Source organism: Mycobacterium appelbergii (assembly GCF_032883035.1).
GTDB lineage: Bacteria > Actinomycetota > Actinomycetes > Mycobacteriales > Mycobacteriaceae > Mycobacterium > Mycobacterium appelbergii.
This window is the reverse complement of sequence record NZ_JAMQTH010000004.1, coordinates 361,779-386,547: the sequence shown is the minus strand read 5'-3', so window position 1 is coordinate 386,547 and position 24,769 is coordinate 361,779. Positions and strand designations below refer to the sequence as shown.

At 64.5% G+C, this 24,769-nt stretch carries 29 protein-coding genes and 1 pseudogene; 17 read left to right on the top strand and 13 right to left on the bottom strand.

Annotated elements, in window-relative coordinates; all coding sequences use genetic code 11:
• Positions 1-35: 35 nt before the first annotated feature.
• Positions 36-2,072 carry a prolyl oligopeptidase family serine peptidase gene (locus tag M1247_RS11990; protein WP_317156528.1) on the bottom strand — a complete coding sequence of 679 codons (2,037 nt, stop codon included), beginning with the start codon at positions 2,070-2,072 and terminating at the stop codon, positions 36-38.
• Positions 2,073-2,091: 19 nt separating this feature from the next.
• On the opposite strand from M1247_RS11990, the gene adh reads away from it, so the two are divergent.
• From adh to M1247_RS11960, 6 genes are all read left to right on the top strand, one after another.
• Positions 2,092-3,615: an aldehyde dehydrogenase gene (gene adh / locus M1247_RS11985; RefSeq protein WP_317156527.1), complete on the top strand. Its 1,524-nt coding sequence runs from the start codon at positions 2,092-2,094 to the stop codon at positions 3,613-3,615.
• A gap of 31 nt (positions 3,616-3,646) precedes the next feature.
• Entirely contained in the window at positions 3,647-4,120 is a 474-nt protein-coding gene (locus M1247_RS11980) for a DUF779 domain-containing protein (RefSeq protein ID WP_317156526.1), read from the top strand.
• Positions 4,121-4,206: 86 nt separating this feature from the next.
• On the top strand, positions 4,207-4,485 hold the full coding sequence (locus M1247_RS11975; protein ID WP_317156525.1) for a putative holin: 279 nt from the start codon (positions 4,207-4,209) through the stop codon (positions 4,483-4,485).
• Positions 4,478-4,933 (top strand): hypothetical protein, encoded by a 456-nt coding sequence (locus M1247_RS11970; protein ID WP_317156524.1) that lies wholly within the window; start codon positions 4,478-4,480, stop codon positions 4,931-4,933. The genes M1247_RS11975 and M1247_RS11970 overlap by 8 nt, the downstream gene beginning before the upstream one ends.
• Before the next feature lie 30 nt (positions 4,934-4,963).
• A complete protein-coding gene (gene lpdA, locus M1247_RS11965) occupies positions 4,964-6,370 on the top strand; it encodes a dihydrolipoyl dehydrogenase (RefSeq protein WP_317156523.1) in 1,407 nt (468 codons plus the stop codon).
• The gene (locus M1247_RS11960) at positions 6,367-6,636 is read left to right on the top strand and encodes a hypothetical protein (protein WP_317156522.1); all 270 of its coding nucleotides are present in this window, start codon (positions 6,367-6,369) and stop codon (positions 6,634-6,636) included. Before lpdA ends, M1247_RS11960 begins: the two co-directional genes overlap by 4 nt.
• Positions 6,637-6,639: 3 nt before the next feature.
• Here the strand turns inward: M1247_RS11960 and M1247_RS11955 are convergent, their stop codons facing one another.
• The 6 genes and pseudogenes from M1247_RS11955 to M1247_RS11935 all read right to left on the bottom strand — a co-directional run bounded on the left by M1247_RS11955 (position 6,640) and on the right by M1247_RS11935 (position 8,584).
• Positions 6,640-6,975, bottom strand: coding sequence for an SDR family oxidoreductase (locus M1247_RS11955; RefSeq protein ID WP_317156521.1), 336 nt, complete (start codon positions 6,973-6,975; stop codon positions 6,640-6,642).
• A gap of 74 nt (positions 6,976-7,049) precedes the next feature.
• Positions 7,050-7,526, bottom strand: coding sequence for a thioredoxin family protein (locus M1247_RS11950; RefSeq protein WP_317156520.1), 477 nt, complete (start codon positions 7,524-7,526; stop codon positions 7,050-7,052).
• On the bottom strand, positions 7,519-7,701 hold the full coding sequence (locus M1247_RS11945) for a glutaredoxin family protein (RefSeq protein ID WP_317156519.1): 183 nt from the start codon (positions 7,699-7,701) through the stop codon (positions 7,519-7,521). Before M1247_RS11945 ends, M1247_RS11950 begins: the two co-directional genes overlap by 8 nt.
• Entirely contained in the window at positions 7,698-7,856 is a 159-nt protein-coding gene (locus M1247_RS11940) for an SDR family oxidoreductase (RefSeq protein ID WP_317156643.1), read from the bottom strand. The genes M1247_RS11945 and M1247_RS11940 overlap by 4 nt, the downstream gene beginning before the upstream one ends.
• A pseudogene (locus M1247_RS36415) lies at positions 7,793-7,954 on the bottom strand (hypothetical protein); the annotation flags it as partial. The gene M1247_RS11940 and the pseudogene M1247_RS36415, both read right to left, overlap by 64 nt.
• 420 nt (positions 7,955-8,374) lie before the next feature.
• Positions 8,375-8,584, bottom strand: coding sequence for a hypothetical protein (locus M1247_RS11935; RefSeq protein ID WP_317156518.1), 210 nt, complete (start codon positions 8,582-8,584; stop codon positions 8,375-8,377).
• 491 nt (positions 8,585-9,075) lie between these two features.
• Here M1247_RS11935 and M1247_RS11930 point away from each other — a divergent pair, with 491 nt between their 5' ends.
• Positions 9,076-9,231, top strand: coding sequence for a hypothetical protein (locus M1247_RS11930; RefSeq protein WP_317156517.1), 156 nt, complete (start codon positions 9,076-9,078; stop codon positions 9,229-9,231).
• Positions 9,232-9,984: 753 nt separating this feature from the next.
• The gene (locus M1247_RS11925) at positions 9,985-11,433 is read left to right on the top strand and encodes a cell division protein FtsK (RefSeq protein ID WP_317156516.1); all 1,449 of its coding nucleotides are present in this window, start codon (positions 9,985-9,987) and stop codon (positions 11,431-11,433) included.
• Positions 11,434-11,586: 153 nt separating this feature from the next.
• Here M1247_RS11925 and M1247_RS11920 read toward each other — a convergent pair whose 3' ends face one another.
• The gene (locus M1247_RS11920; RefSeq protein ID WP_317156515.1) at positions 11,587-12,138 is read right to left on the bottom strand and encodes a carboxymuconolactone decarboxylase family protein; all 552 of its coding nucleotides are present in this window, start codon (positions 12,136-12,138) and stop codon (positions 11,587-11,589) included.
• A 28-nt stretch (positions 12,139-12,166) separates the two neighbouring features.
• Positions 12,167-13,582: an acetate metabolism transcriptional regulator RamB gene (gene ramB, locus M1247_RS11915; RefSeq protein ID WP_317156514.1), complete on the bottom strand. Its 1,416-nt coding sequence runs from the start codon at positions 13,580-13,582 to the stop codon at positions 12,167-12,169.
• 118 nt (positions 13,583-13,700) lie between these two features.
• On the opposite strand from ramB, the gene M1247_RS11910 reads away from it, so the two are divergent.
• The 4 genes from M1247_RS11910 (at position 13,701) to M1247_RS11895 (ending at position 18,038) form a co-directional block, all read left to right on the top strand.
• The gene (locus tag M1247_RS11910) at positions 13,701-14,522 is read left to right on the top strand and encodes an acyl-ACP thioesterase domain-containing protein (protein WP_317156513.1); all 822 of its coding nucleotides are present in this window, start codon (positions 13,701-13,703) and stop codon (positions 14,520-14,522) included.
• Between the two features lie 252 nt (positions 14,523-14,774).
• Positions 14,775-16,061: an isocitrate lyase gene (aceA, locus tag M1247_RS11905; RefSeq protein ID WP_317156512.1), complete on the top strand. Its 1,287-nt coding sequence runs from the start codon at positions 14,775-14,777 to the stop codon at positions 16,059-16,061.
• Positions 16,062-16,156: 95 nt separating this feature from the next.
• Positions 16,157-17,017 carry a 3-hydroxybutyryl-CoA dehydrogenase gene (locus M1247_RS11900; protein WP_317156511.1) on the top strand — a complete coding sequence of 287 codons (861 nt, stop codon included), beginning with the start codon at positions 16,157-16,159 and terminating at the stop codon, positions 17,015-17,017.
• Positions 17,018-17,162: 145 nt separating this feature from the next.
• On the top strand, positions 17,163-18,038 hold the full coding sequence (locus M1247_RS11895) for a cyclopropane mycolic acid synthase family methyltransferase (protein WP_317156510.1): 876 nt from the start codon (positions 17,163-17,165) through the stop codon (positions 18,036-18,038).
• 18 nt (positions 18,039-18,056) lie between these two features.
• On the opposite strand, the gene M1247_RS11890 is transcribed toward M1247_RS11895, so the two are convergent.
• Both M1247_RS11890 and M1247_RS11885 read right to left on the bottom strand, forming a co-directional pair.
• On the bottom strand, positions 18,057-18,926 hold the full coding sequence (locus M1247_RS11890) for a polyphosphate kinase 2 family protein (protein ID WP_317156509.1): 870 nt from the start codon (positions 18,924-18,926) through the stop codon (positions 18,057-18,059).
• Between the two features lie 4 nt (positions 18,927-18,930).
• Positions 18,931-19,635: a TetR/AcrR family transcriptional regulator gene (locus M1247_RS11885; RefSeq protein ID WP_317156508.1), complete on the bottom strand. Its 705-nt coding sequence runs from the start codon at positions 19,633-19,635 to the stop codon at positions 18,931-18,933.
• 97 nt (positions 19,636-19,732) lie between these two features.
• Between M1247_RS11885 and M1247_RS11880 the strand changes: the two genes are divergently transcribed.
• The 5 genes from M1247_RS11880 (at position 19,733) to M1247_RS11860 (ending at position 22,985) form a co-directional block, all read left to right on the top strand.
• The gene (locus tag M1247_RS11880) at positions 19,733-21,061 is read left to right on the top strand and encodes a DUF445 domain-containing protein (protein WP_317156507.1); all 1,329 of its coding nucleotides are present in this window, start codon (positions 19,733-19,735) and stop codon (positions 21,059-21,061) included.
• Between the two features lie 90 nt (positions 21,062-21,151).
• Complete coding sequence (locus M1247_RS11875) at positions 21,152-21,565, top strand: helix-turn-helix domain-containing protein (protein ID WP_317156506.1); 414 nt, start codon at positions 21,152-21,154, stop codon at positions 21,563-21,565.
• A 43-nt stretch (positions 21,566-21,608) separates the two neighbouring features.
• Complete coding sequence (locus M1247_RS11870) at positions 21,609-22,223, top strand: heparin-binding hemagglutinin (RefSeq protein WP_317156505.1); 615 nt, start codon at positions 21,609-21,611, stop codon at positions 22,221-22,223.
• 67 nt (positions 22,224-22,290) lie between these two features.
• Positions 22,291-22,575 (top strand): DUF2516 family protein, encoded by a 285-nt coding sequence (locus tag M1247_RS11865; RefSeq protein WP_317156504.1) that lies wholly within the window; start codon positions 22,291-22,293, stop codon positions 22,573-22,575.
• A gap of 5 nt (positions 22,576-22,580) precedes the next feature.
• Positions 22,581-22,985 carry a DUF2599 domain-containing protein gene (locus M1247_RS11860; protein WP_317156503.1) on the top strand — a complete coding sequence of 135 codons (405 nt, stop codon included), beginning with the start codon at positions 22,581-22,583 and terminating at the stop codon, positions 22,983-22,985.
• Between the two features lie 21 nt (positions 22,986-23,006).
• Here M1247_RS11860 and M1247_RS11855 read toward each other — a convergent pair whose 3' ends face one another.
• Positions 23,007-23,915 carry an LmeA family phospholipid-binding protein gene (locus M1247_RS11855; protein ID WP_317156502.1) on the bottom strand — a complete coding sequence of 303 codons (909 nt, stop codon included), beginning with the start codon at positions 23,913-23,915 and terminating at the stop codon, positions 23,007-23,009.
• Positions 23,912-24,751 (bottom strand): carbon-nitrogen hydrolase family protein, encoded by an 840-nt coding sequence (locus M1247_RS11850; protein ID WP_317156501.1) that lies wholly within the window; start codon positions 24,749-24,751, stop codon positions 23,912-23,914. Before M1247_RS11850 ends, M1247_RS11855 begins: the two co-directional genes overlap by 4 nt.
• Positions 24,752-24,769: the final 18 nt, after the last annotated feature.

Below are 24,769 nucleotides of genomic sequence, written 5' to 3'. Positions count from 1 at the left end.
GAGTCAGTCTGGCGCCGGAAGTCAATAGTCGGGCGTCAGCTGCCGAGCATCTGCCACAGGAACTCGTAGGTCAGCGCTGCCTTGAATGCCGCCTGCTTGTTGTCCGCGGCGCCGCCGTGCCCGCCTTCGATGTTCTCGTAGTAGAGCACCCGGTGCCCGGCCGCTTCCAGCGCCGCGGTCATCTTGCGGGCGTGTCCGGGATGCACGCGGTCGTCGCGGGTCGATGTGGTGATCAGGATCGGGGGATACCGCTTGGAGTCCGAAATATTCTGGTAGGGCGAGTATTTGGAGATGAACTCCCAGTCGGCTGGATCGTCAGGATCGCCGTACTCGGCCATCCACGATGCCCCGGCGAGCAGCAGGTGGTATCGCTTCATGTCCAGCAACGGCACGCTGCACACCAGAGCCCCGAACAACTCGGGGTATTGCGTCAGCATCACACCCATCAGCAGGCCGCCGTTGCTGCCACCTGACGCACCGAGTTGTTCGACCGTGGTGATGCCACGGTGAACCAGGTCGGCCGCGATGGCCGCAAAGTCCTCGTAGACCAGGTGTCGGTTCTCCCGCATCGCCTGGGTATGCCAACGGGGTCCGTATTCGCCGCCGCCACGGATGTTGGCCAGCACGTAGGTGCCGCCACGGGCCAGCCATTCCCGTCCGACGCCGCCGGCGTAACTGGGTGTCAGCGAGTTCTGGAATCCGCCATAGCCGTAGAGCCACGTCGGCGCGGGCTCGGAGCGCTGTCCCACCACGAAATACGGGATCGCCGTGCCGTCTTTCGACGTCGCGAAATACTGTGTGCTGTCGATGCCGTCGGCGTCGAAGAGGGTGGGGGCGGACTTGATCTGCTGCAGTGAACCGCCGACGGTTCCGTACAGCAATCGCGATGGTGTGGTGAAACCGCTTGAGTCGTAGAACACTTCGTCACCGAGGTGATCGCTGTCAACCACCACGGTCTCATCGGACGGCGGTATGTCGGGCGCGTCGACCCGTTCCCAACTGCCGGGCGTAACGATCTCGATGTGACTCGCAACGTCGCGGCGCGTGACGAGGATGAGTTTGTCTTTGGTCCAGTTGACGCCGGACAGGCAGCTGTGGTCGTCGGGTTCGAACACCACCGTGAGATCGCGTGCGCCGGCGAGGAAGTCGTTGAAGTTGGTGGCGAGCAGGCTGCCGGCCGGGTACGTCGCATCGCCCACTTGCCAGTCAGTTCGTAGCGAGATCAGCAGCCAGTCGCGATGCGTCGACGTGGTCGCGTCCGTCGGGACGTCGATGTGGATCAGTTCGCCGTCACGGACCTCGTACCGGATTCGGTTGTAGAAGTCGGTGTAGCGGCCCAGCCGGGTGTGTTCGTATCCGGGTGTCCGGTCGACGCTGGCGATGACACGGACGTCCGTCGGCTCAGCGGTGAACACCGTCTCGGCGTTCTCCAGCGGTTCACCGCGACGCCAGCGCTTCGCGATGCGCGGATATCCGGATTCGGTCATCGACCCTTCGCCGAAATCGGTGCACACCAGCAAGGTGTTCTCGTCTTCCCAGGACACCGATGACTTGGCCTCGGGAAGTTCGAAGCCGTCCGCGACGAATTGCTTGGTTCGCATGTCGAACTCGCGCACGACGACGGCATCGGAACCGCCCCGGGACAAGCTGATCATCGCCAGCGAGTAGTCCGGCTCGATGACGTCGGGGCCCGCCCACACCCAGTTCTCGTCCTCCTCGCGGGCCAGCCGGTCCACGTCGAGGACGATCTCCCACTCCGGGGTGTCCGTGCGGTAGCGCTCCAGCGTCGTACGTCGCCACAAACCACGCGGGTTGGCCTCGTCGCGCCAGAAGTTGTACAACAGGCCGCCGCGCATCCCGACGTACGGGATGCGGGCGTCGGTGTCGAGGATCTCCAACAGTTCGGTGCGCATGGCATCGAATCGCTCGCCACCCAGTTCCGACCCGCTGGCGTCGTTGTGTTCGCGCACCCAGTCCAGGGCATCGTCGCCGGTGATGTCTTCGAGCCACAGGTACGGATCGTCTACCACCACCTCATTGTGGCGGTCCGCGTAATGTGAGCTGCGTAACACTGCTTACGAGGAGTCGATGATGACTGTCTTTTCCCGCCCGGGCGCTGCTGACGCCCTGATGACTTTCGAATCCCGCTACGCCAACTTCATCGGGGGTGAATGGGTTGCCCCGGTGGGCGGCGAGTACTTCGAGAATCCCACCCCGGTGACCGGTGAGGTGTTCTGCGAGATCCCGCGCTCCACCGAGGCCGACATCGAGAAGGCGCTCGACGCTGCGCACGCTGCCGCCCCGGCGTGGGGCAAAACGGCGCCCGCGGAGCGGGCGGTGATCCTGAACAAGATCGCCGATCGGATCGAGGAGAACCTGGAGTCGATTGCGCTGGCCGAGTCGTGGGACAACGGCAAGCCGATCCGCGAGACGCTCAATGCCGACATCCCGTTGGCGGTCGACCACTTCCGCTACTTCGCCGGCGCCATCCGGGCGCAGGAGGGCTCGCTGTCCCAGGTCGACGAGGACACCGTCGCGTATCACTTCCATGAGCCGCTCGGGGTGGTCGGTCAGATCATCCCGTGGAACTTCCCGATCCTGATGGCCACCTGGAAGCTGGCCCCCGCGCTGGCGGCAGGCAATGCGGTGGTGCTCAAGCCCGCCGAGCAGACCCCTGCGTCGATCCTGTACCTGTTCTCACTGATCGGGGATCTGTTGCCGGCCGGTGTGGTCAACATCGTCAACGGGTTCGGTGTGGAGGCGGGCAAGCCTCTGGCCTCGAGCAACCGCATCGCCAAGATCGCGTTCACCGGTGAGACCACTACCGGCCGGCTGATCATGCAGTACGCCAGCCAGAACCTGATCCCGGTCACTCTCGAACTCGGCGGCAAGAGCCCCAACATCTTCTTCAACGATGTGATGGCCGCCGGTGACGACTTCCAGGACAAGGCGCTGGAAGGCTTCACGATGTTCGCCCTCAACCAGGGGGAGGTGTGCACGTGCCCGTCGCGGTCGCTGATCCAGGCCGACATCTACGACGAGTTCCTGGAGTTGGCGGCGATCCGCACCAAGGCGGTGCGCCAGGGTGATCCGCTCGATACCGAGACGATGATCGGATCGCAGGCCTCCAATGACCAGTTCGAGAAGATCCTGTCTTACATCGAGATCGGCAAGAGCGAGGGAGCCCGCGTCGTCACCGGTGGTGAGCGTGCCGACCTCGGCGGTGACCTGTCGGGCGGGTATTACGTGCAGCCGACGATCTTCACCGGCAACAACAAGATGCGGGTCTTCCAGGAGGAGATCTTCGGCCCGGTGGTGGCGGTGACGTCGTTCACCGATTACGAGGATGCGATCTCGATCGCGAATGACACCCTCTACGGGCTGGGCGCCGGGGTCTGGTCCCGTGACGGCAACACCGCGTACCGGGCCGGGCGCGACATCAAGGCAGGCCGGGTCTGGACCAACTGCTACCACGCCTACCCCGCGCACGCGGCGTTCGGTGGTTACAAGCAGTCCGGTATCGGCCGGGAGAATCACAAGATGATGCTCGACCATTACCAGCAGACCAAGAACCTGCTGGTGTCCTACAGCAACAAAGCCCAGGGGTTTTTCTGATGAGCGCTCGCGCGAAGAAACGAGGATTCTGATGCCGAGCCGTGCCCTGATCACCGCCGCCGCCGCCGACCTGCTCTCGAGCCTGCAGAACAGGCACGGGGCGTTGATGTTCCATCAATCCGGTGGCTGCTGTGACGGGTCCTCGCCGATGTGTTACCCGGACGGGGACTTCATCGTGGGGGACCGGGACGTTCTGCTGGGCGTACTCGATGTAGGCGACGACGGGGTGCCGGTGTGGATCTCCGGCCCGCAGTTCGAGGCGTGGAAGCACACCCAGCTGGTGATCGATGTGGTGCCCGGCCGTGGTGGTGGGTTCAGCCTGGAGGCCCCCGAGGGCATGCGCTTTCTGTCGCGTGGCCGGGCTTTCAGTGACGCCGAGAACGAGGAGTTGACCACCCAGCCGCCCATCACCGGCGCGCAGTACACCGACGGTGCCCGACCCGTGCACGAGGAAACCCGCATCGTGGCGGCCGCCGAAGACGCCTGCCCGGTACCGGGGCGGTAGCGGACCGACGGCAACCGGCCGGGATACCGACACGGCACGCCGTGGCGGTGCGGCCCCGGCAACCAACTCGGCGTTATCGTCAAAGGGTGATTCCGCTGCCACGTCCGTGGCTGCTGACCAGCGCAATGCTCGTCGGCGCGGCGGTCGGGCTGATCGCCGGTGTCGCCTCGAGTTTGTTGGTCACGGCTACTGTCCGGCCCGACATCGTGATCGCGCTAGTCGTGGGAATTCCCGGTGCGCTCGGAATGCTGCTGATCCTATTTTCCGGCAGGCGCTGGATCACCGCGCTGGGTGCGTTCATCGTGTCGGTCGCTCCCGGCTGGTTCGGCGTGCTCGTCGCGATTCAGGTGGTGTCGGGTGGCTGACGATTCGGATACCGCGACCGCCCCGCACATCCCCGTATTCGATACCGGGGACTTCGAGGCGCCGGTACCCGAAGAACCGTCAGAACCATCAGAGCCGTCATCGGCACCGCTGCCCGTACCGGCGCACTCGATCACGGTCCCCGGTTCCTACCAGTACCTGAAACGGTGGACGTTCGTCGCCGTGGTCGCGGGCGTGTGGATTGTCGCCGCGGCAGCCGGGCTGGGCCTCTATTCCTGGTGGTACCAGGCCACGGACAAGACGTGGCCGGTGTTCGGGGTGCTCAGCTACCTCATCGTGTGCACGGTCGCCGGGCTGCTGGCCGCCATGGCGCAAGGGAAACCGAAGGTGTCGGCAATGGCCATCGCGCTGATGTCGGCGCCGTTGGCGTCCACCGCCGCGGCCGCCGCGCTGTACGGCGCCTACGTATTCGGTTGGATAGCCCGATAGGAACTTGGGCGCGCCCATTAGGGTGGGGGCGTGACCCACTTTGACGTCGTCGTTCTCGGAGCCGGTCCCGGTGGTTACGTTGCGGCCATTCGCGCCGCCCAACTGGGGCTTAACACCGCCATCATCGAACCCAAGTATTGGGGTGGGGTGTGCCTCAACGTCGGGTGTATCCCGTCGAAGGCGCTGCTGCGCAACGCCGAGATCGCCCACATGTTCACCAAGGAAGCCAAGACGTTCGGCATCAGCGGTGAAGCCACGTTCGATTACGGCGTGGCGTTCGACCGCAGCCGCAAGGTCGCCGACGGCCGTGTCGCCGGTGTGCACTTCCTGATGAAGAAGAACAAGATCACCGAGATTCACGGCTACGGGAAGTTCACCGGTCCCAACAGCATCGAGGTGAGCCTCAACGACGGCGGCACCGAGTCCGTCGAATTCGACAACGCCATCATCGCTACCGGGAGCAGCACCCGATTGGTTCCCGGCACCTCGCTGAGCGACAACGTGGTCACCTACGAGACCCAGATCCTGTCCCGAGAGCTACCCTCCTCGATCATCATCGCCGGGGCGGGTGCCATCGGCATGGAGTTCGCCTACGTGCTGAAGAACTACGGCGTCGACGTCACCATCGTCGAATTCCTGCCGCGGGCGCTGCCCAACGAGGACGTCGAGGTCTCCAAGGAGATCGAGAAGCAGTACAAGAAGCTCGGCGTGAAGATCCTCACCGGCACCAAGGTCGAAGCGATTGCCGACGACGGATCCGTGGTGAAGGTCACCGTCAGCAAGGACGGCAAAACCGAGGAGCTCAAGGCCGACAAGGTGTTGCAGGCCATCGGTTTCGCCCCGAATGTCGAAGGCTTCGGCCTGGAGGCAGCAGGTGTCGCGCTCACCGACCGCAAAGCCATCGGTATCGACGAGTACATGCGCACCAACGTGCCCCACATCTACGCCATCGGCGACGTCACCGCGCTGCTGCAGCTGGCCCACGTGGCAGAGGCCCAAGGTGTGGTGGCAGCCGAAACCATCGGCGGTGCAGAGACACTCGCGCTCGGCGACTACCGGATGATGCCGCGTGCGACGTTCTGCCAGCCGCAGGTTGCCAGCTTCGGGCTCACCGAGGAGCAGGCCAGAGAAGAAGCGGCACGACGCGAGTCTGACATTAAAGTCGCCAAGTTCCCGTTCACCGCCAACGGCAAGGCCCACGGCCTGGCCGACCCGACCGGATTCGTCAAGCTGATCGCCGACACCAAATACGGCGAACTGCTCGGCGGCCACCTCATCGGGCCCGATGTCTCCGAACTGCTGCCCGAGTTGACGCTGGCCCAGAAGTGGGACCTGACCGTCAATGAACTGGCCCGCAACGTGCACACCCACCCGACGCTGTCGGAGGCGCTGCAGGAATGCTTCCACGGCCTGGCCGGCCACATGATCAACTTTTGAGAAACGAAATCGTCGCCGGAATCGGCGGATTGGTGGTCGGCCACATTCTGTGGCTGGCCGCCATCTCATTTGCCACGGACGCGGTCAAGGTCAACGAGTGGGTGCTGGTGGTGGCCGCGGCATCGTTCGTGCTTGGCGTGGTCGGCGGTGTCCTCGGTTGGCGCCGCGCACAACAGAAGTCGTACGTGTGGGCGGCGTTCCTGTGGTGCCTGCCGGTGTCGCCAGTGCTGTTCTCGGTCGGGGTGCTCGGCGTCACCTACCTGTAACTTCTACATGTTGCGATGAACAGACGGTGGCAGTTCAGGATTTGCCTGCTGGGTCTTTCCCAGGGATTGCAGCCTGGTGGCCACCAGCGTCGACTCGGCGAGATTTGCCCGTGGCGGCAGCGTGACCGCCAGCAGACACGTTGCGGCGATGTCCTCCGGTTTCAGGCACCACTCGCGTACCTCGGGCGACGGCGGAATCGGGCGGTTGTCCAGAATCGGGGTGTCGACGATGCCGGCCCCGCGGACCAGGCCGAGCAGTCTCGATTTCGTCGCGCCGTAACCCGCACCGCTGTGGTCGGGCCAGGCGGCCGCCACGCTCGAGATGACGACAAACTTCACCCTCGTTGCCGCGTAGTTGGTCGAGGAACGCGTTCAGGCAGTAGAAGACCTCGTTGAGATTGGTGCCGACCAGCTCATGCCACGCCTGGACGGTCGCCCGCGGAGCGGTGGACCTCGACACCGTCGCGCAGAATCACCGTGCTCGGCACCGAGCTCACGAGGAAATGCTCCGTGGTGCGCGGGTGCGCGCTGATTTCGACGGCACACACCGCGATGTCGGTCGGCGCCTCGGCGGCGAAGCGCTCCAGCTCGGGCCGCATGGCGTGGCAGGGCGAGCACAATTGGGCCCAGAACTGGGCGAGAACAAGTCCACGCCGCTCCACGAGGTCGTGCGGCTCGACGCCGGCCTGTTCGACCATGTACGCCAGCTGCCGCGTGTGCTGAGCGGTGTGCCAGACCTCGCACTCGAAGCACTCGGCCAAGGTGTGCGGACCCCAGTGCAGCGGGGCTACCCGCTCCATCGGGTCGTCGTAGCAGTCGTCGTGCCACCGGATCTCCGTGCGGTGCAGCGCCTCTCGTGCGAACGCAATCAGGCTGGGCGCATCACGCATCCGGCGTGTCCGGCGAGTGTGACGAATAGTCGATGCCCTGCTCCCTGAGTCTGGCCGCCCGCTGGGGCTCCTGGTCGACAGTGATCGCGACGTAGTCCACCCCGGCCCGCTCGACGAATTCCTTCATGCGTAGGCAGCTGCTGCACCCTGGCATCCAATACGGTTCGACGGTCATCCGGCCACCAGGGAATGACCGCCGTCGACGGGCAGTGCCACTCCGGTGATGAACTGTGCGTCCTCCGACGCGAGGAAAAGTGCGGCGTGGGCTACGTCCCAACCCGTACCCATGCGACCCCCCGCAGGTTGTGCAGTACGTCGATCCGGCTCCACTGTTTGCACGCAGCCTCGACGTCACCGGTGATGGACAACTCGTCGGTGACGTCGACCGTCGCGGTCCTTGCGATGCCGTCCGCGTCAATAATGGCATTGGCCGTTTCCTCGGCCGCCTCCGGATTGCAGTCCCCGACAAATGCTTTCGCGCCGTCCTCGGTCTAGGTGAGCGCTGACCCTCCGGGAGTCTGCCCACCGCCGCCGACGACGACGACCGTTCTACCTTCAATCTGCCGTACCACGAATGTGTTTCCTCCAGACGAGTAGAGCCCCATAAGTCGTCCTCGAGAAGCCGGACCGGATTTCCCGCGCGGAACGCCGCGATGTCCTCGACCACGTCGGAGAAGAACATCTCGTAGTTCGCCGAGTGACGTAGCCGAGATGGGCACGCAGACCTTACGAACCGCGTCGGCGTCCCAGCTGACCCGGGCCAACAGGTGCTGCAAACCGTCCCGGGGCGGCCGCGCCGCGGTGCTCGGCGATGGTCCAGCAAGCCCCAATTATTAACTGCCAGTGGACTACTGGCTGGGTTCTGGCAGGGCGCAGTCGGTTGCCTCCGCGTTGACTCCCCTGTAGTTCAACGGCCCGACAATCACCGTCATGGCGATGCTCGTCACTGCCGCACAAGTGACTTCGCTGTCGGAGAAGTAATCGCGCTGATAGGCGGCAATCCCACCGCTCAGCAACCAAACGACCGCGATCGCGCTGAGAATCTTGCCGCCCTTCATCTGCCTCCATCCATTCTGCCACCTCTACTCCGGGGTGCGTCCAGCTATCTACCCCGCGGATAATCTCGGTATACGTTGCTACGGCGACGATTCGGTCACCACGTCGCGCGTAGCATCGAACGCCGAGGCAATCCAATCACACATGGTCTTGGTCAGCAGCGCGCTTGTCGATCTCGTGACGCGGCGAAACCGCCCGCCCTCCGACCCAGGCGACGCTCACGTTTCATCTGCACCTGTTCGCCGCCGGGATGCAGCGCGCGCGCCGAGTACGGCAAGCGCATGGCGATGTAGTGCTCAAACTCCTCGGGGCTGTGCATTCCTCGGTATCGAGTGTGGCCTTGCTGGGCACCGGTTTTCGCGCGCCCACGACAGCCCAAAGGCAACCGTGGCCATCGAGCGCCTCCCGTTGATACACGATTGCGAACGCCAGAGGCCGGGGGCAACGGACTGTGAGCGGCTATCGGCTCCCTATCGCAAGGAGGTCGGGGCACATGAAGAAGTCCACGAAAAGCCCCTTCACCAGCGACCACCTCGACCTACGACCGGTCCCGCGGATAGCCGAGCATGTCCTCGACGCTGGATACGCCCAACTGGCCGAAGTATTCAACAGCAAAGCACGCCGCGCAGAAACGCCGAGCGACACTTGACGTCGAACGCACAGCCGCACTGGTCGAGGCCACCAACCCGGCCTTCATCGATGAGGACCGAGACTGGGAAAACGACAGATTCCGACGACCATGATGGGGTGGTGTGGGGCCATCACGTGTTGTAACGTACGGGATTACGGGTTCGTGAGATGGCAGATCTGTTGACCGCGTTCCCATTGCACCGTCAAGCAGCCATTGTCCGAAGGCTCGTGTGCCGCCCGGCTTGGGAGAGGGGTGAAGTGCCCGGCATGGGTCGTTGCAGGTCGGCCGAGGACATCCGGGTAGTAATCGCAACTGGCGGCACGACAACATGCCCGCCGCGCTTTGCCTTTGACGAGGGTGAATTGCCTAGACCTTTCAAAAAGGCTTCGAGACAACGCCTTTACGACGTCCGCGTCAAATACTTTGGTCCCGCGTGTGTTACCTGCACTCAAACTCTGCGGAGTGCGGTGTGGTGACCTACTTGAACGCGCCGCCAGCGCTGGATCTTCAAATACGATACCCGGCGCGCCACCGGCAAAGGGCTATAGGCGATGTGCGTCAGGCGATTCCGGGGTTCGACATCTTTGCTCGATCTCAAAGGCCGACTCCGGATCCGACCGAATGGCGTCGGGCAGTTCCGGACGAGTCGACGCTCGTTGAAATTGAGAACGACTGGTGGCGCCGGCATCTGAATGCGCCGGAACGTCGCCGGAGGCGCAGAGAGGACGTCGAACCGTGCGTGCTCGTCGGATCGTAGTTATCACGGGGATCGTGGGTATCGCGTGGTGGATTGCCTCTTTGACTGGGTTCGGCAATCTCCTGTTTTGGTTGGCATGCGCGGCAGTGCTGGGCGCTGCGATAGTTGCCGCGATGCGTTTCCGGCGTCATCGGCGTTTCGCGATGTTCGGGGCGGAACTGTATTTCGCATCTTCCATCGTCCAGCAACGCGACAAGTGGGCGGACCTGATGGAGATCTTGGATCTGTGTGTCGATGCCGATCTGCGGAGAACGCGCTCTGCTCGAGCGCGGGGCGTCGTGAGTGGGGTCGCGTGGAGTGACCGGCGCTCAGTTCGATACACACCGACTGTGGTTGGAGTGAGCGAGGCGCCATATGGGCTGGCGGTGACGGTGGATGGTGCGCCTGGCCAAAGCCGCGATGGTTGGGAGCGTCACTGCGGTCAACTGAGCTCCGCGCTGCGGGTGCCAGAAGTGGCAGTGGCCGAGCCGAGCCCAGGGACATTCGAATTGCAGTTGCGGGTGCGGGACCCGCTCGGCACACCCAATGAGCTTTCATCGGTTCCGCGTTCACGCGATTGGGAATTGCCGCTCGGCGTCGACGAGCAAGGCCGCTCGATTGCGAGATCCTGCCGCAATCTGAGTGGGGTAGTCGTCGGCGGAATCCCTGGCAGTGGCGCGAGCAACTGGCTGACACTCGCACTCGCTTCGCTGGCCCAACGAGACGACATCCAATGGCTTCTGATTGACGGCAAGCAGGGCTATGACTTGGAGGTGCTGGCCTGGCGGGCCTATCGCTATATCAGTGGCGACGCTGCTGGGGAGCTCGAGACGGTCCGAGATGCCTTGCAGGACGTGCAGATGTTGATGCTCGAACGCTTGCGCAAAGCGCGCGCGCTATATGGCCACGCGGACCTTTGGTCTGCTGGACCCAGCCGGCTGCATCCCGTTGTGGTTGTCGTCATCGATGAGTGCCAATGGTATTTGGATGCCCGGTCTTTCCCCTCAAAGGAGTCGAAAGCCGTTGGCGCGGAGATTGATGCCATCGTTCGGGACTTGGTTAAGCGAGGAAGGTCCGCTGGCATCCTGGTAATTCTCAGCACCCAAAGGCCGACCGCTGACAGCATCCCGACTAGCACGCGTGACAACTGTGCGCTACGGGTGTGCTTCTCCGTTCGTACCCGCGAATCGGCAGTGGCAGTGCTGGGTGAATTCTCGACGGATTCGGCGGCGAGTCTGATTGGTGCGCCTACTGATGTCGGTGTGAGTTCGCTTGACGGCTTGGAGGTTCGGTTTAGAACTCCATTCGTCTCGGACAATGCGGTGCGCGAACACATCGGGGCCAACGCGGGTCTCTCTGCTGATCCACTGGATCTACTTTCCAGCGCCTCCATGGATCTGGCCATCAGGGCCGATTCAACCGGCGCCGACAAGCCAGATGGAACCGCAGAATTCGGACACAAGCCGGCCGGGGCCGGCGGGTGAGCCGATGGATCGTTAGGGGACACGGTGCACAGGGGCACAAGTGGCAGCGGCGCTCGCCGTAAGGAACTGCTCAAGATAGACCGGCTCGCGAGCCGTCTACCGATGCACTTGTGAAGCAACTCGCCACTGACCCGCCGGTCCGGCGCTAGATACTCAGTCCGGGAAGTCCAGTGGCACGTTGAGTGTGGAGATGGTGGCCGCAAGTCCGTCGTATTGGGCCGCGAGCAAACAAAACTCGATCAGCTGCTTTTTGCTGAGGTGTCGTGCCAGCACCGACCAGGTCTCCGGTGACACGCCCCGGGTGATGACGAATTCATCGGTGGCGGTGACCAGTACGCGTTGCCGGTCGGTGAGCCCCTCGGCGTCGGGACCCTCGAAAATTCTGGCCTGAACGTCGGCGTCGACGCCGCGGCTGCGGGCCAGGCGCCGGTGCTGCTGCAGCTCGTACTCGCAGCCACGTAGATGTCCGACGCGCAGGATCACCAACTCTGCGTCCCGCCGGGGCAATGCGCCGAGCCGGCCCAGCAGCACACCGGAATACGGCAGCCAGGCCAGGAACAGCAGCTTGTGCTGACCGAGGACGTTGAACAATGCGAAGCGGGGTGCCCGGATGGCACGCGCGCCGAGTTTGGCGATGGCCCAGTTGATCGGGCCTAATTCCCGGAATCCTCCTGGCGCGATGCGGGCCGGCTCAAGTGCGCTCACCCGATCGAGTCTGTCACAGGGGCGGCCATCAGGACTGCTTCACCAGGTACGGCGACACGGTCGACCGGTGCTCGTCGAGATCCAGTGCGCGGCCCAGTGCGGGGAAGGCCCGCTGCGGGCAGTTGTCGCGTTCGCAGACCCGGCAGCCCGACCCGATCGGTGTGGTCACGTTCCCGGACAGGTCGAGCCCCTCGGAGTACACGAGTCGGTGCGCGTGGCGTAGTTCGCAACCGAGGCCGATCGCGAACGTCTTGCCGGGCTGGCCGTACCGCGACGCGCGGCGCTCCACGGTGCGTGCCACCCACATGTAGTTGCGCCCGTCGGGCATCTGGGCGATCTGCACCAGAATCTTCCCCGGGTTGCCGAATGTCTCGTAAACGTTCCACAACGGACAGGTTCCGCCCGATGATGAGAAGTGAAAGCCAGTGGCGGACTGTCGCTTTGACATGTTTCCGGCCCGGTCGACGCGAACGAACGAGAACGGCACGCCGCGCATCGACGGCCGCTGCAGCGTGGACAGCCGGTGTCCGATGGTCTCGTAGGAGACCGCGTAGAACGCGGAGAGCCGCTCGATGTCATAGCGGAAGTTCTCTGCGACGTCGTGGAACTGTCGATAGGGCAGCACCGCGGCCGCGGCGAAGTAGTTGGCCAGGCCGAGCCGGGCCAGGGTGCGCGACTCGTCACTGGTGAACATGCCCTCGTCGACCATCTTGCCGATCAGCTCGCCGTGTTCGAGATACGCCAGCTCGGCGGCCATCTTGAACACCTGTTGTCCGCGACCCAGGTGGTTGCCCATCTCGAGGGTCTTGGTGGCCGGGTCGAAGCGGTGCAGCACGGTATCGCCCAGGTCGATACGCCGGACCACGTGCACGCCGTGCACGGTGGTGAGCCGGTTCGTCAGCTCGCCGGCCAGGTCACCTCGGTGCATCCGGATCCGCGCAGTCAGCTCCTCGGCGGCCGTATCGAGTTCGTGCAGGTAGTTCTGCCGCTGATAGAAGTAGTCGCGCACTTCTTCGTGCGGCATGGTGATGGAGCCGCTTCCGCTGCCGTCGGAGAACCGGTCTTCGGTGGCCGCGGCGAGCTGGGTGGTGGTCAACCGGTACCGGCGGTGCAGATTGACCATCGCGCGGGCCAGCTTCGGGTAGGCCGCCACCATGTCGGCGACCTCGGTGAGATCCACCTCGGCGCCGAGGTCGCGGTCCAGGGTCACCTCCCGCATCTCGGCGACCAGACGCGTGTCGTCCTGAGAGGCGAAGAAGGTGGCGTCGACGCCGAACACCTCGGTGATGCGCAGCAGGACGGCCACGGTCAACGGCCGGACGTCGTGTTCGATCTGATTGAGGTAGCTCGGTGAGATCTCGAGCATCTGGGCGAGCGTCGCCTGGCTGAAACCGCGCTCGCTGCGTAGTTGCCGGACCCTCGACCCGACAAATGTTTTTGCCACGTCAACCAGCCTAACAACGCTGCAAAGGGATGCTTCGCAGTCTTGGCAGATTCCTCCCTATGGCAGTGTCGGGCTGCCTGGCATGATCGGCCTAGGCAGAGCGACTGGGGAGGTCACGATGACGGAAACCGCGGCGAAATCGAGCACTGGTCTGAAGAAGGCCATGATGCCGGTACCCGATCCCCATCCCGATGTCTACGACACCGGCTGGCCCCTGCGCGTCGGGGACGTCGACCGCAACGGGCGGCTGCGGTTCGACGCAGGTACCCGTCATATCCAGGACATCGGCCAGGACCACCTTCGCCAACTCGGTTTCGAGGAGACCCACCCCGCCTGGATAGTGCGGCGCACGATGATCGACCTGATCGAACCCATCGAGTTTCAGGACATGCTGCGGCTGCGCCGGTGGTGTTCGGGAACCTCGAACCGGTGGTGTGAGATGCGGGTGCGCATCGACGGGCGCAAGGGCGGACTGATGGAATCCGAGGCGTTCTGGATCAACATCAACCGGGAGACGCAGGGACCGTCGCGCATCGCCGACGACTTCCTGGCGGGTCTGCGGCGGACGACGGACGTCGACCGGCTGCGGTGGAAGCCGTACCTGCGGGCGGGAAGCCGGGAGGATGCGGCGCAGATCCGGGAGTACCCCGTGCGGGTGTCCGACATCGACATGTTCGACCACATGAACAACGCCGTCTACTGGACGGTCATCGAGGACTATCTGCACAACAGTCCCGAGCTCCTCGAGCGACCACTGCGGGTGACGATCGAGCACGATGCTCCGGTCGCGCTGGGGGAGAAGTTGGAGATTCTCTCCCACGTGCACCCCGCGGGGTCGACCGACAGATTCGGCGATGACCTCGTCGACCGGGCTGTTACAACGCTCACATATGCCGTCGGCGACGAGACGAAAGCCGTCGCTTCGCTCTTCTCGCTCTGACCCATCCGGTTTAACAGTACGAGCGTACTGACCTGCGTAAATCTGTTACCCGTCAGTAGCTTCTGAAACGGTACAGCCATCATGTTTCTTCGCAAACTTTGCAAGTTGGCTCTGCTGTTTGGCGAAAATTGGCAATCGAAACGGGTGGACCTGCGCATATGGACTGTGCCATGGTCGGGTTAGCACACCAGTGAAGCTGCCGAGGTGTTAACAAACAATGAGGCAGCGACTCGCAACCCGAAGGAGCAGCCGATGTCGACCGTGGGCACCCCGAAGTCACCTGAACAGATCCAGCACGATTGGGACCACAACCCACGCTGGAAGGGCATCACCCGCACCTACACCCCGGCCGACGTCGTCGCCCTGCAGGGCCACGTGGTCGAGGAGAGCACGCTCGCCCGTCGCGGCGCCGAGGTGCTGTGGGACCAGCTGCACGACATGGACTTCGTCAACGCCCTCGGCGCACTGACCGGCAACCAGGCCGTCCAGCAGGTCCGCGCCGGCCTGAAAGCCATCTACCTGTCGGGTTGGCAGGTCGCCGGTGACGCCAACCTCTCGGGCCACACCTACCCCGACCAGAGCCTCTACCCGGCCAACTCGGTGCCGCAGGTGGTGCGCCGCATCAACAACGCGCTGCTGCGCGCGGACCAGATCGCCAAGGTCGAGGGCGACACGTCCATCGAGAACTGGCTCGCCCCGATCGTCGCGGACGGCGAGGCCGGCTTCGGTGGCGCGCTCAACGTCTACGAGCTGCAGAAGGCCATGATCGCCGCCGGTGTCGCCGGTTCGCACTGGGAGGACCAGCTGGCCTCGGAGAAGAAGTGTGGTCACCTCGGTGGCAAGGTGCTGATCCCGACCCAGCAGCACATTCGCACCCTGACCTCGGCCCGCCTGGCTGCCGACGTGGCAGACGTGCCGACGCTGGTCATCGCGCGCACCGACGCCGAGGCCGCCACCCTGATCACCTCCGATGTCGACGAGCGGGACCGTCCGTTCGTCACCGGTGAGCGCACCGCCGAGGGCTTCTACCACGTCCAGAACGGTCTGGAGCCGTGCATCGCGCGCGCCAAGGCCTACGCGCCGTACTCGGATCTGATCTGGATGGAGACCGGGACCCCGGACCTGGAGCTCGCCAAGAAGTTCGCCGAGGGCGTCAAGAGCGAATTCCCGGACCAGATGCTGTCCTACAACTGCTCGCCGTCGTTCAACTGGCGCAAGCACCTGGACGACGCGACCATCGCGAAGTTCCAGAAGGAGCTGGGCGCGATGGGCTTCAAGTTCCAGTTCATCACGCTGGCCGGCTTCCACGCCCTGAACTACTCGATGTTCGATCTGGCGCACGGCTACGCCCGCAACCAGATGAGCGCCTACGTCGAGCTGCAGGAGCGCGAGTTCGCCGCCGAGGAGCGCGGCTACACCGCCACCAAGCACCAGCGTGAGGTGGGTGCGGGCTACTTCGACCGCATCGCCACCACCGTGGACCCGACCAGCTCGACCACCGCGCTGGCCGGTTCGACCGAAGAGGGCCAGTTCCACTGATCCCCTTCTCCGGTGCTGACAGGAGTTGACACGACAGGCCCCGCCCACAAACCTTGGGCGGGGCCTGTTGCATGGATCGAAACGAAAGTGAAGACGTGAGCAATTCAATTGAGCGAGTAGGCGTCATCGGCGCCGGTCAGATGGGTGCAGGCATCGCCGAGGTGTCCGCGAGAGCCGGCGTTGACGTCCTGGTTTTCGAGACCACCGACCAGTTGGTGACGGCCGGGCGCAACCGGATCACCAAGTCGCTCGAACGCGGCGTCAGTGCAGGCAAGGTCACCGAGGGGGAGAAGGACGCCGCCCTGGCGAAGCTGAGGTTCACCACCACCCTCGCCGACCTGGCCGACCGTCAGCTGGTCATCGAGGCGGTGATCGAGGATGAGGCGGTCAAGAGCAAGATCTTCGCCGACCTGGACGCCGTGGTCACCGACCCGGACGCCGTGCTGGCGTCGAACACGTCGAGCATTCCGATCATGAAACTGGCCGCCGCCACGTCGGACCCCAGCAGGGTCCTGGGCCTGCACTTCTTCAATCCCGTGCCGGTCCTCCCGTTGGTCGAGTTGGTGACCAACCTGGTCACCAGCGATTCCGCAGCCGCGCGCACCGAGGAGTTCGCCAGTGCGGTCCTCGGTAAGCAGGTCGTCCGTTGTGCCGACCGGTCCGGCTTCGTGGTCAATGCATTGCTGATTCCGTACCTGTTGTCGGCGATTCGAATGGTCGAGGGCGGTTTCGCCACGATCGAGGACGTCGACAAGGCTGTGGTGGCCGGGCTGTCACACCCCATGGGGCCGCTGAAGCTGTCGGATCTGGTGGGTCTGGACACCCTAAAGCTGATTGCGGACAAGATGTTTGAAGAGTTCAAGGAACCGCTGTACGCCGCCCCGCCCCTGCTCCTGCGCATGGTCGAGGCCGGACAGCTCGGCAAGAAGTCCGGGCAGGGCTTCTACAAGTACTGATAGCACCCCGCGCTGGCACTCTGAGACCGGCTTAGCTACTCTAATTTCCAGGGCCTACTGGCCCGGTCTTGGAGTCTGCGCGGTTTCACGCGTCGGCCCGGTCGGGCGCCGTCAGTAGAAGAAAACGCAAAGGGTAATTTTTCGAATGTCTAACGTCGAGTCCGAACTAGCTCCGTACTACGAGGAATCGCAGTCGATCTACGACATCTCCAACGATTTTTTCGCCCTCTTCCTCGGGCCGACCATGGGTTACACCTGCGGCTACTACGAGCGCGAGGACATGAACCTGGAGGAGTCGCAGAACGCCAAGTTCGACCTGGCGCTGGGCAAGCTCGACCTCAAACCCGGCATGACGCTGCTCGACATCGGCTGTGGCTGGGGCGGCGCGCTGGAGCGGGCACTCACCGAATTCGACGTCAACGTCATCGGCATCACCCTGAGCAAGGCGCAGTCGGACTACGCCCGGGAGCGGCTGGCCAAGGTCGAGACCAATCGCAACGTGGAGATCCGGCTGCAGGGCTGGGAAGAGTTCAACGAGCCGGTCGACCGGATCGTCTCGATCGGCGCGTTCGAGGCATTCAAGGCCGAGCGCTACCCGGTGTTCTTCGAGCGTGCCTACAGCATCCTGCCCGACAACGGCGGCCGCATGCTGCTGCACACGATCCTGGCGCACACCCAGCAGTTCTTCCGTGACAACGGCATCAAGCTGACGATCAGCGACCTCAAGTTCATGAAGTTCATCGGTGATGTGATCTTCCCGGGTGGGCAGCTGCCCGCGGTGGAGGACATCGAGAAGCTCGCCGACGACTCGGGCTTCACGCTGGAGCGCACGCATCTGCTGCAGCCGCACTACGCCCGCACGCTGGACATGTGGTCGGCGAACCTGGAGGCCAAGAAGGACGAGGCCATCGCCATGCAGGGCCAGGAGATCTACGACCGGTACATGAAGTACCTCACCGGTTGCGCCGACTTCTTCCGTCGCGGCATCACCAACGTCGGCCAGTTCACCCTGGTCAAGTAGCTTTCTCTTCGGCGCAGATCAGGAGTCGGCCAACCGCTTCTTCTCTGCCTCGATGTCGAAATCGGCTGGTGGCCAGGACATGTCGAGCCCTTTCAAGGCCTCGATGAGCAGTTCGGTAATGGCCAGGCGGCTGTACCACTTCCGGTCGCACGGCACGATGTGCCACGGTGCGTAGTCGGTGGAGGTGCGGTCGAGCATCGCCTGGTAGGCCTCTTCGTATTTCGGCCAGAGCAGACGCTCGTCGACGTCGGCGGGGTTGTACTTCCAGTACTTGTCCGGGCGTTCCAACCGTTCGGACAGCCGGTCCTTCTGCTCGTCGAGCGAGACGAACATGGCCACCTTCACCAGCGTGGTGCCTGCGTCGACCAGTTCGCGTTCGAAGGCGTTGATCTCGTCGTACCGCGAGCCCCACACTTCCGGGGGCACCAGGTTGTGTACCCGCACGACCAACACGTCCTCATAGTGCGAGCGGTCGAACACCCCGATGTGCCCGGCGGGCGGCAGGGCATTGCGAATCCGCCAGAGGTAGTGGTGCGCGCGCTCTTCCTCGGTGGGTTTACCGAAGCTGGTGTATCTGACGCCCTGCGGATTCGCCGCTCCGACAACATGTTTGACGATTCCGCCTTTTCCTGCAGTGTCCATGCCCTGCAGCACCAGCAACACCGAGCGCGTATCGTCGCCGCTCCTGGAGCGCGCGTAGAGCATCTCCTGCAGTTCGGCGAGCCGGTCGTTACGGTCGGCTTGCAGCGCAGGCGCGTCGGACTTGGATCCGCGGAATCCGGGCGTGTGATCGGTCTTGATGTCGGCGACCTTGTCGCCGGGCCGGAATGCGAGATGGACGTGCGGTTCGTGGGTCCACTGGGACGGCAGGTCGTTCTGTTCAGCCATCCGCCTAGTCAAGCAGCTGTGCCGGCAGAACCGGCGACGGATGCGGTTGCGCGTTGAACTTTTCCAGCGAGCCGCCGACCTCCACGATGCCGCACAATGCGTTCCAGGACAGCATGGTGAGGTAGTCGATCAGTTCGTCCGAGCGCATCCGAGGGTTCGACATCCACGAGTGGGTGGCCAGCTGCACGCCGCCGACGGTGTGGAATGCCCACGTCTCGGCGCCGCCGGTGTCCATGCCGACCTCGGCCATCCGGCGACGCAGCATGACCGCGAGCATGCGCGCGATGATCTGCTCGGAATCGGCGACTGCCTTGCTCTTGCTCGCTGAGTTACTGGTCATCACGAACCGGTAGGGCTCGGGCTCGTTGGCCACCGTCTCGACGTAGACCTTGATGATTTCGCGGGTCAGGTCGAATCCGTCCAGATTCGAGGACAGTGCCGCGGCCATGTTGGGGATCAGCGTGGTCTGCGCGAAGCGCATCATCACCGCGGTCGTGAGGTCGTTCTTGTCGACGAAGTACCGGTACAGGACGGTCTTCGAGACGCCGATCTCCGCGGCGATCTCGTCCATGCTGACGTTGCTGCCTCGTTGCCGGATGGCTTCCAGGGTTCCGTCAACCAACTCGTTGCGACGCTCCACCTTGTGTTGGTGCCAGCGCCGTTTACGTCCATCGGTCTTCGCCGCCACCGGCGGAGTCTGCTGTGCCACTGTTGCAGTAGTCCCATTCCCTAGTTCAACTCGATAATACGGTGGTTCGCCGGTGGTGCGTCCGGTGCAGACTGGTGCGGCTGTGGATGATGGACCTGTGGCACATAGATCAGACGCCGGTTTGCGCGCGTTGCCCGCCCCACGGCAGAGCTTCGCCGAGACGTTGGCAGGCGCGGATTCGGCCGCCGATGCCGAGCGCCGCCGCGGGTTACGGCGGATGAAGGTCGTGGCGCTGGGTTTCCTGATCGGCGCCACCATCCTCTTCCTACTGTGCACCTGGGCGCAATCCCGCGGCGCCGCGCCGTGGGTGGGATATGTCCGCGCCGCTGCCGAGGCCGGGATGGTCGGCGCCCTGGCCGACTGGTTCGCGGTGACCGCACTGTTCAAGCACCCGCTGGGCATTCCGATCCCGCACACCGCGATCATCAAGCGCAAGAAGGACCAGCTGGGCGAGGGTTTGGGCACCTTTGTGCGGGAGAACTTCATGTCCCAGGAGGTGGTGGAGACCAAGTTGCGCGACGCCGAGGTCGCAGGCCGCGTCGGCAAGTGGTTGTCCGACCGTTCCCATGCCGAACGGGTCGCCGCCGAAGCGTCGACGGTGTTGCGGGTTGGGGTGGAGATGCTGCGCGACGAGGACGTGCAGCACGTGCTGGACCGCATGATCATCAAGCGCATCGCCGAGCCGCAGTGGGGACCACCGATCGGCCGGGTGTTGTCCACACTGCTGGCCGAAGGCAAGCAGGAGGCGTTGATCCAGCTGCTGTGCGATCGCGCGTTCCAATGGTCGCTCAATTCCGGTGAGGTCATCGAGCGTGTCATCGAACGGGATTCGCCTACCTGGTCGCCGCGTTGGGTGGATCATCTGGTCGGCGACCGTATCCACCGTGAGCTGATGGACTTCACCGACAAGGTGCGTCGGGACCCCGATCATGAGGTGCGGCGTTCGGCAACCCGGTTCATGTTCGAGTTCGCCGACGATCTGCAGAACGACGACGCCACGATTGCGCGGGCCGAGAACGTCAAGGAACAGATCATGGCCCGCGAAGAGGTGGCGCGGGCCGCCGAGAGCGCGTGGAGCGCCGCCAAGCGGATCATCCTGGAATCCGTCGACGACCCGTCCTCGGCGCTGCGGACCCGGATCGCGGAGTCCGTCATGCACATCGGTGAGTCGATGTGCGAGGACAACGAGCTACGCGACAAGGTCGACAATTGGATCGTGCGGGCGGCAAAACACCTGGTCGCCCAGTATGGGACCGAGATCACAGCAATCATCACCGAGACGATCGAGCGCTGGGACGCCGATGAGGCGAGCCGGCGGATCGAGCTGCATGTGGGCCGTGACCTGCAGTTCATCCGGATCAACGGCACCGTGGTGGGTTCGTTGGCAGGGCTGATCATCTATTCGATAGCTCAGCTACTGTTCTGACCTGCGCTAACTAGTGCTTGCAAAAGTTAGCACCCCGTCGTAGCGTGAAATCCGTCGTTAACGGATACCCGACGCACGAGGGGGTCACACATGGCGCAAGATGAGAATCTGGCGGCGGTTGTCTCCAGCGCTGCGCAGGACATCGGAAGCTTCATCCGGTCTCAGCGCGAGGCGGCGCAAGTATCGGTGCGGCAGTTGGCCGAAAAGGCCGGCGTCAGCAATCCCTACCTCAGTCAGATCGAACGGGGATTGCGGAAACCCTCTGCCGACGTGCTCAACCAGATCGCCAAGGCACTGCGGGTTTCTGCGGAAGTGCTCTATGTCCGCGCCGGGATTCTGGAACCCAGTGAGCCCAGCGAGGTCCGCGACGCCGTCATCAACGACGCGGCGATCACCGAGCGGCAGAAGCAGGTGCTGCTCGACATCTACACGTCGTTCCGCCAACAGAACGACGCCGCAGGTGAGGAGTCGACGACTGATGACACCGCACCGACCATCCGATAACACTCAGCAACTCTGAACACCATCCGTGGAAAGGAATTCGACCATGACTGACAAGACCCAGCCCACCATCGAGGATCTCAAGGCTCCGCTGCTCGCCGCGGTGGGTGCCGCCGATCTGGCTCTGGCCACCGTCAACGAGATCGTCGCCAGCCTGCGCGAACGCGCCGAGGACGCCCGCACCGACGCCGAGACCCGCGTCGAGGAAAGCCGCGCCCGGCTGAACCGGTTGCAGGAAGACCTGCCCGGCCAGTTCGGCGAGCTGCGCGAGAAGTTGAACTCCGACGAACTGCGCAAGGCCGCCGAAGGCTACGCCGACCAGGCCACCGCGACGTACAACAAGTTGGTCGAGCGTGGCGAGGCCGCCCTCGAGCGCTTGCGCAACCAGCCGGGCCTCGAAGAGGCCGCCACCCGGGTCGAGGGCTACACCGACCAGGCTGTCGAGCTGACCCAGGAGGCGCTGGGCACCGTGGCGACGCAGACCCGCGCCGTCGGCGAGCGCGCCGCCAAGCTGGTCGGTGTCGAGCTGCCGAAGAAGCCTGCCGAGAAGGCCACTCCGGCCCCGGCCAAGAAGGCTGCACCGGCCGCCAAGAAGGCCGCTCCCGCCAAGAAGGCCGCGCCGGCCAAGAAGGCTCCGGCCAAGAAGGTGACCCAGAAGTAAGCGGTTGGACCGGCGGGTTTGCCCCGCTCGTTCGACGATGACGATGTCGCCCGCATAGGGTGGTGAGGTGATACTTGCCAACCTTGCGGGCGTCATTGTTTTTGCCCTGGTCGTCCTCGTCTTCGTCGTCGGGGTCTACGCCTTCGTGCATGCGGCCATGCAGCGGCCCGACGCCTACACCGCCACCGGCAAGCTCACCAAGCCGGTGTGGCTGGCCATCCTCGGGGTGGCACTGTTGCTGGAGCTTCTGTTGCGTGACGCCTTCGGCGCTGCCATCGCGGCGTGCGCGACCGGCGTCTACCTTGTCGATGTCCGGCCGAAGCTGCTGGAAATCCAGGGCAAGTCGCGGTAGCCCCCATGCGTCCCCGGATCGCCGCGATCGTTGCGGCGGGCTTGGTCATGCCCGGGGCACTGGCGCTCGCCCCGGTCGCTGTGGCCGATCCCACCGCCCCGCTCGTCGACCATGTCGAGTGGGCCAAGTGGGGTGACCTGTCGAGCCTTCGCATCTACCCGACCGAGGCGGCCAGGCAACTGGCCCGTCAGCCCGGCACCGCGGTGCAGGCCTGGGCCGAGGTGCTCGCCGCCGCGCCCGATGCCGACCTGCCCGGCATGTATGAGCAGTTCGTGTGCCATTGGGACTTCGCCGAATTCGCCGAGCCCGGCAAGAGCAGCTGGAACATCGAGCCGTGGCGCCCGGAGGTGTCCCCGGATCAAATGCTGGCGACCGGCTGCAATCCGGGCGGCACCGAGGAGCCGTTCTGAGCGTCTCCGCTCAGCGGGCGCTCACAGCTCGGCGAAGCAGGGATCCTCGGTGGCCTTCGGCATCGACGCGTTCTGGGTCGAGAAGCGCGCGATCACACCGCTGTCGGTGACCTGCACGGTGTCGGCGTGAATGCCCATCGGGTAGTTCTCGGTGAGCTGGGCGGTGAACTTGTCCAGGATCGGCTGGATGGTTTCCCGCGGCCAGGACATCCCGATCGCGCTCAAGTCCACCACCTGCAGCGAGATCCCCTTGTTGACCACGGTGGGTTTGGCGGTGATGGTGCCGATCAGACCCTTGAGCTTGATGGTGCCGTCGGACGGGTTCGTGGACACGTCTGAGATCGCCGAGCCGATGAACGGAAGCTGGACGAGGTCGGCGACGGTCTGGCGGATGCCGTCGGTGGACCAGGTGATGTCGGCGGTCAGCGACCCGACCGAGCCGCCCGAGTCCGCGGTGTCCTCCAGCCGGACATCCTTGATACCGAGCACCACCTTCATGCCCTTGGCGTCACGGATCTGGTTACCGGCCGTCTCGATGTTGATGTTCGTGTAGTGCCCGGACATGTGCTGCAGCAGGAACGGCGGCAGCGGGTCGAACGACGCTGTGGCGCCGTCCTGCACCACGCACTCCACGACGCCGGCGACCACGCTGTCGGCGCGCTTGCGGGCATACAGCTCGCCACCGAGCACACCCGCGGCGACCAGGGCCAGCACGATGACCACGACCAGCACGACCGACAGCGGATCGGACAGCAGTTTCTTGACCTTCGCCATCGGCGACGAGTCCTTCTGCGGGGGCTGAGCTGCGGCAGGCGGCGGTTCCGGGTACCCGGGCGGCGGGCCTGACGGCGGCGGGCCCGCGGGTGGTGGCGGTGGTGGTGAAGGTGGTGGCGGGGCCTGGTCGGTGGGGCGGGCCCAGGGATCGGTCACCTCAGCGATTGTGCCTTACCGAACTGAGCGAGTTCTGGGCGACCGAGCTGATCGAGTGATGTGCGATTGTGCAGCACCGCGATCGTGTCGCGCGCGGAGCGGGCGGCATCGAGGTCGATGTCGTACACCAGCAGCTGCGGTTCGGCGCCCGCGGCGGCCAGCACCTCACCGGTCGGGGAGGTGACGACGCTGCCGCCCACCCCGGTCGGGCCGGCCTTGGCGATCTCGTCGCCCGGATAGGCCTGGTCCACCGCGGCGATGTAGCCCGTGGTGTCCAGCGCCCTGGCGCGGGCCAGCAGCGTCCACTGCTCAAGCTTGCCCGGCCCGGACCCCCAGGAGGCATGCACGGTGATCAGTTGCGCACCGCGGCTCGCCAACTCGACGAACAGTTCGGGGAACCGGATGTCGTAGCAGGTGGTCAACCCCACCGTGACACCGTCGACGGTTATCGTCGTCGGTTCCGAACCCGGTGCGACAGTGCGTGATTCAGCGAATCCAAACGCGTCGTACAGGTAGATCTTGTGGTAGTGCGCGTCCACTCCCGGCCCGGCTGCCACCAACGTGTTGCTGACCCGTCCGTCGTCGGCGGGGACGAACATGCCGGCGACGACCACGATCCCGGCCCGCGCCGCGATGGTGCGTACCCCGGTGGCCCACGGTCCGTCGAGCGGTTCGGCGATGGCGCTCAGCCCAACGCCGAACCGACACATCGTGGCTTCGGGAAAGAGCACCAGCTGCGCGCCGGCCGCGGCGGCGCGTTCGGTGAATTCGTCGACCAGCTCGAGATTGGCGGCAGGGTCGGTGCCGGACGTGATCTGTGCCAGGGCGATCCGCATACCAAGAGCTTATGTTTT

Excerpts from the sequence above, each read along its gene's own strand:
- adh (WP_317156527.1), top strand. The coding sequence starts at position 2,092 with ATGACTGTCTTTTCCCGCCCGGGCGCTGCTGACGCCCTGATGACTTTC.
- M1247_RS11980 (WP_317156526.1), top strand. The coding sequence starts at position 3,647 with ATGCCGAGCCGTGCCCTGATCACCGCCGCCGCCGCCGACCTGCTCTCG.
- M1247_RS11950 (WP_317156520.1), bottom strand. The coding sequence starts at position 7,526 with ATGCGTGATGCGCCCAGCCTGATTGCGTTCGCACGAGAGGCGCTGCAC.
- M1247_RS11945 (WP_317156519.1), bottom strand. The coding sequence starts at position 7,701 with ATGACCGTCGAACCGTATTGGATGCCAGGGTGCAGCAGCTGCCTACGC.
- M1247_RS11935 (WP_317156518.1), bottom strand. The coding sequence starts at position 8,584 with ATGAAGGGCGGCAAGATTCTCAGCGCGATCGCGGTCGTTTGGTTGCTG.
- M1247_RS11930 (WP_317156517.1), top strand. The coding sequence starts at position 9,076 with ATGAAGAAGTCCACGAAAAGCCCCTTCACCAGCGACCACCTCGACCTA.
- M1247_RS11910 (WP_317156513.1), top strand. The coding sequence starts at position 13,701 with ATGACGGAAACCGCGGCGAAATCGAGCACTGGTCTGAAGAAGGCCATG.
- aceA (WP_317156512.1), top strand. The coding sequence starts at position 14,775 with ATGTCGACCGTGGGCACCCCGAAGTCACCTGAACAGATCCAGCACGAT.
- M1247_RS11895 (WP_317156510.1), top strand. The coding sequence starts at position 17,163 with ATGTCTAACGTCGAGTCCGAACTAGCTCCGTACTACGAGGAATCGCAG.
- M1247_RS11890 (WP_317156509.1), bottom strand. The coding sequence starts at position 18,926 with ATGGCTGAACAGAACGACCTGCCGTCCCAGTGGACCCACGAACCGCAC.
- M1247_RS11875 (WP_317156506.1), top strand. The coding sequence starts at position 21,152 with ATGGCGCAAGATGAGAATCTGGCGGCGGTTGTCTCCAGCGCTGCGCAG.
- M1247_RS11870 (WP_317156505.1), top strand. The coding sequence starts at position 21,609 with ATGACTGACAAGACCCAGCCCACCATCGAGGATCTCAAGGCTCCGCTG.
- M1247_RS11860 (WP_317156503.1), top strand. The coding sequence starts at position 22,581 with ATGCGTCCCCGGATCGCCGCGATCGTTGCGGCGGGCTTGGTCATGCCC.
- M1247_RS11850 (WP_317156501.1), bottom strand. The coding sequence starts at position 24,751 with ATGCGGATCGCCCTGGCACAGATCACGTCCGGCACCGACCCTGCCGCC.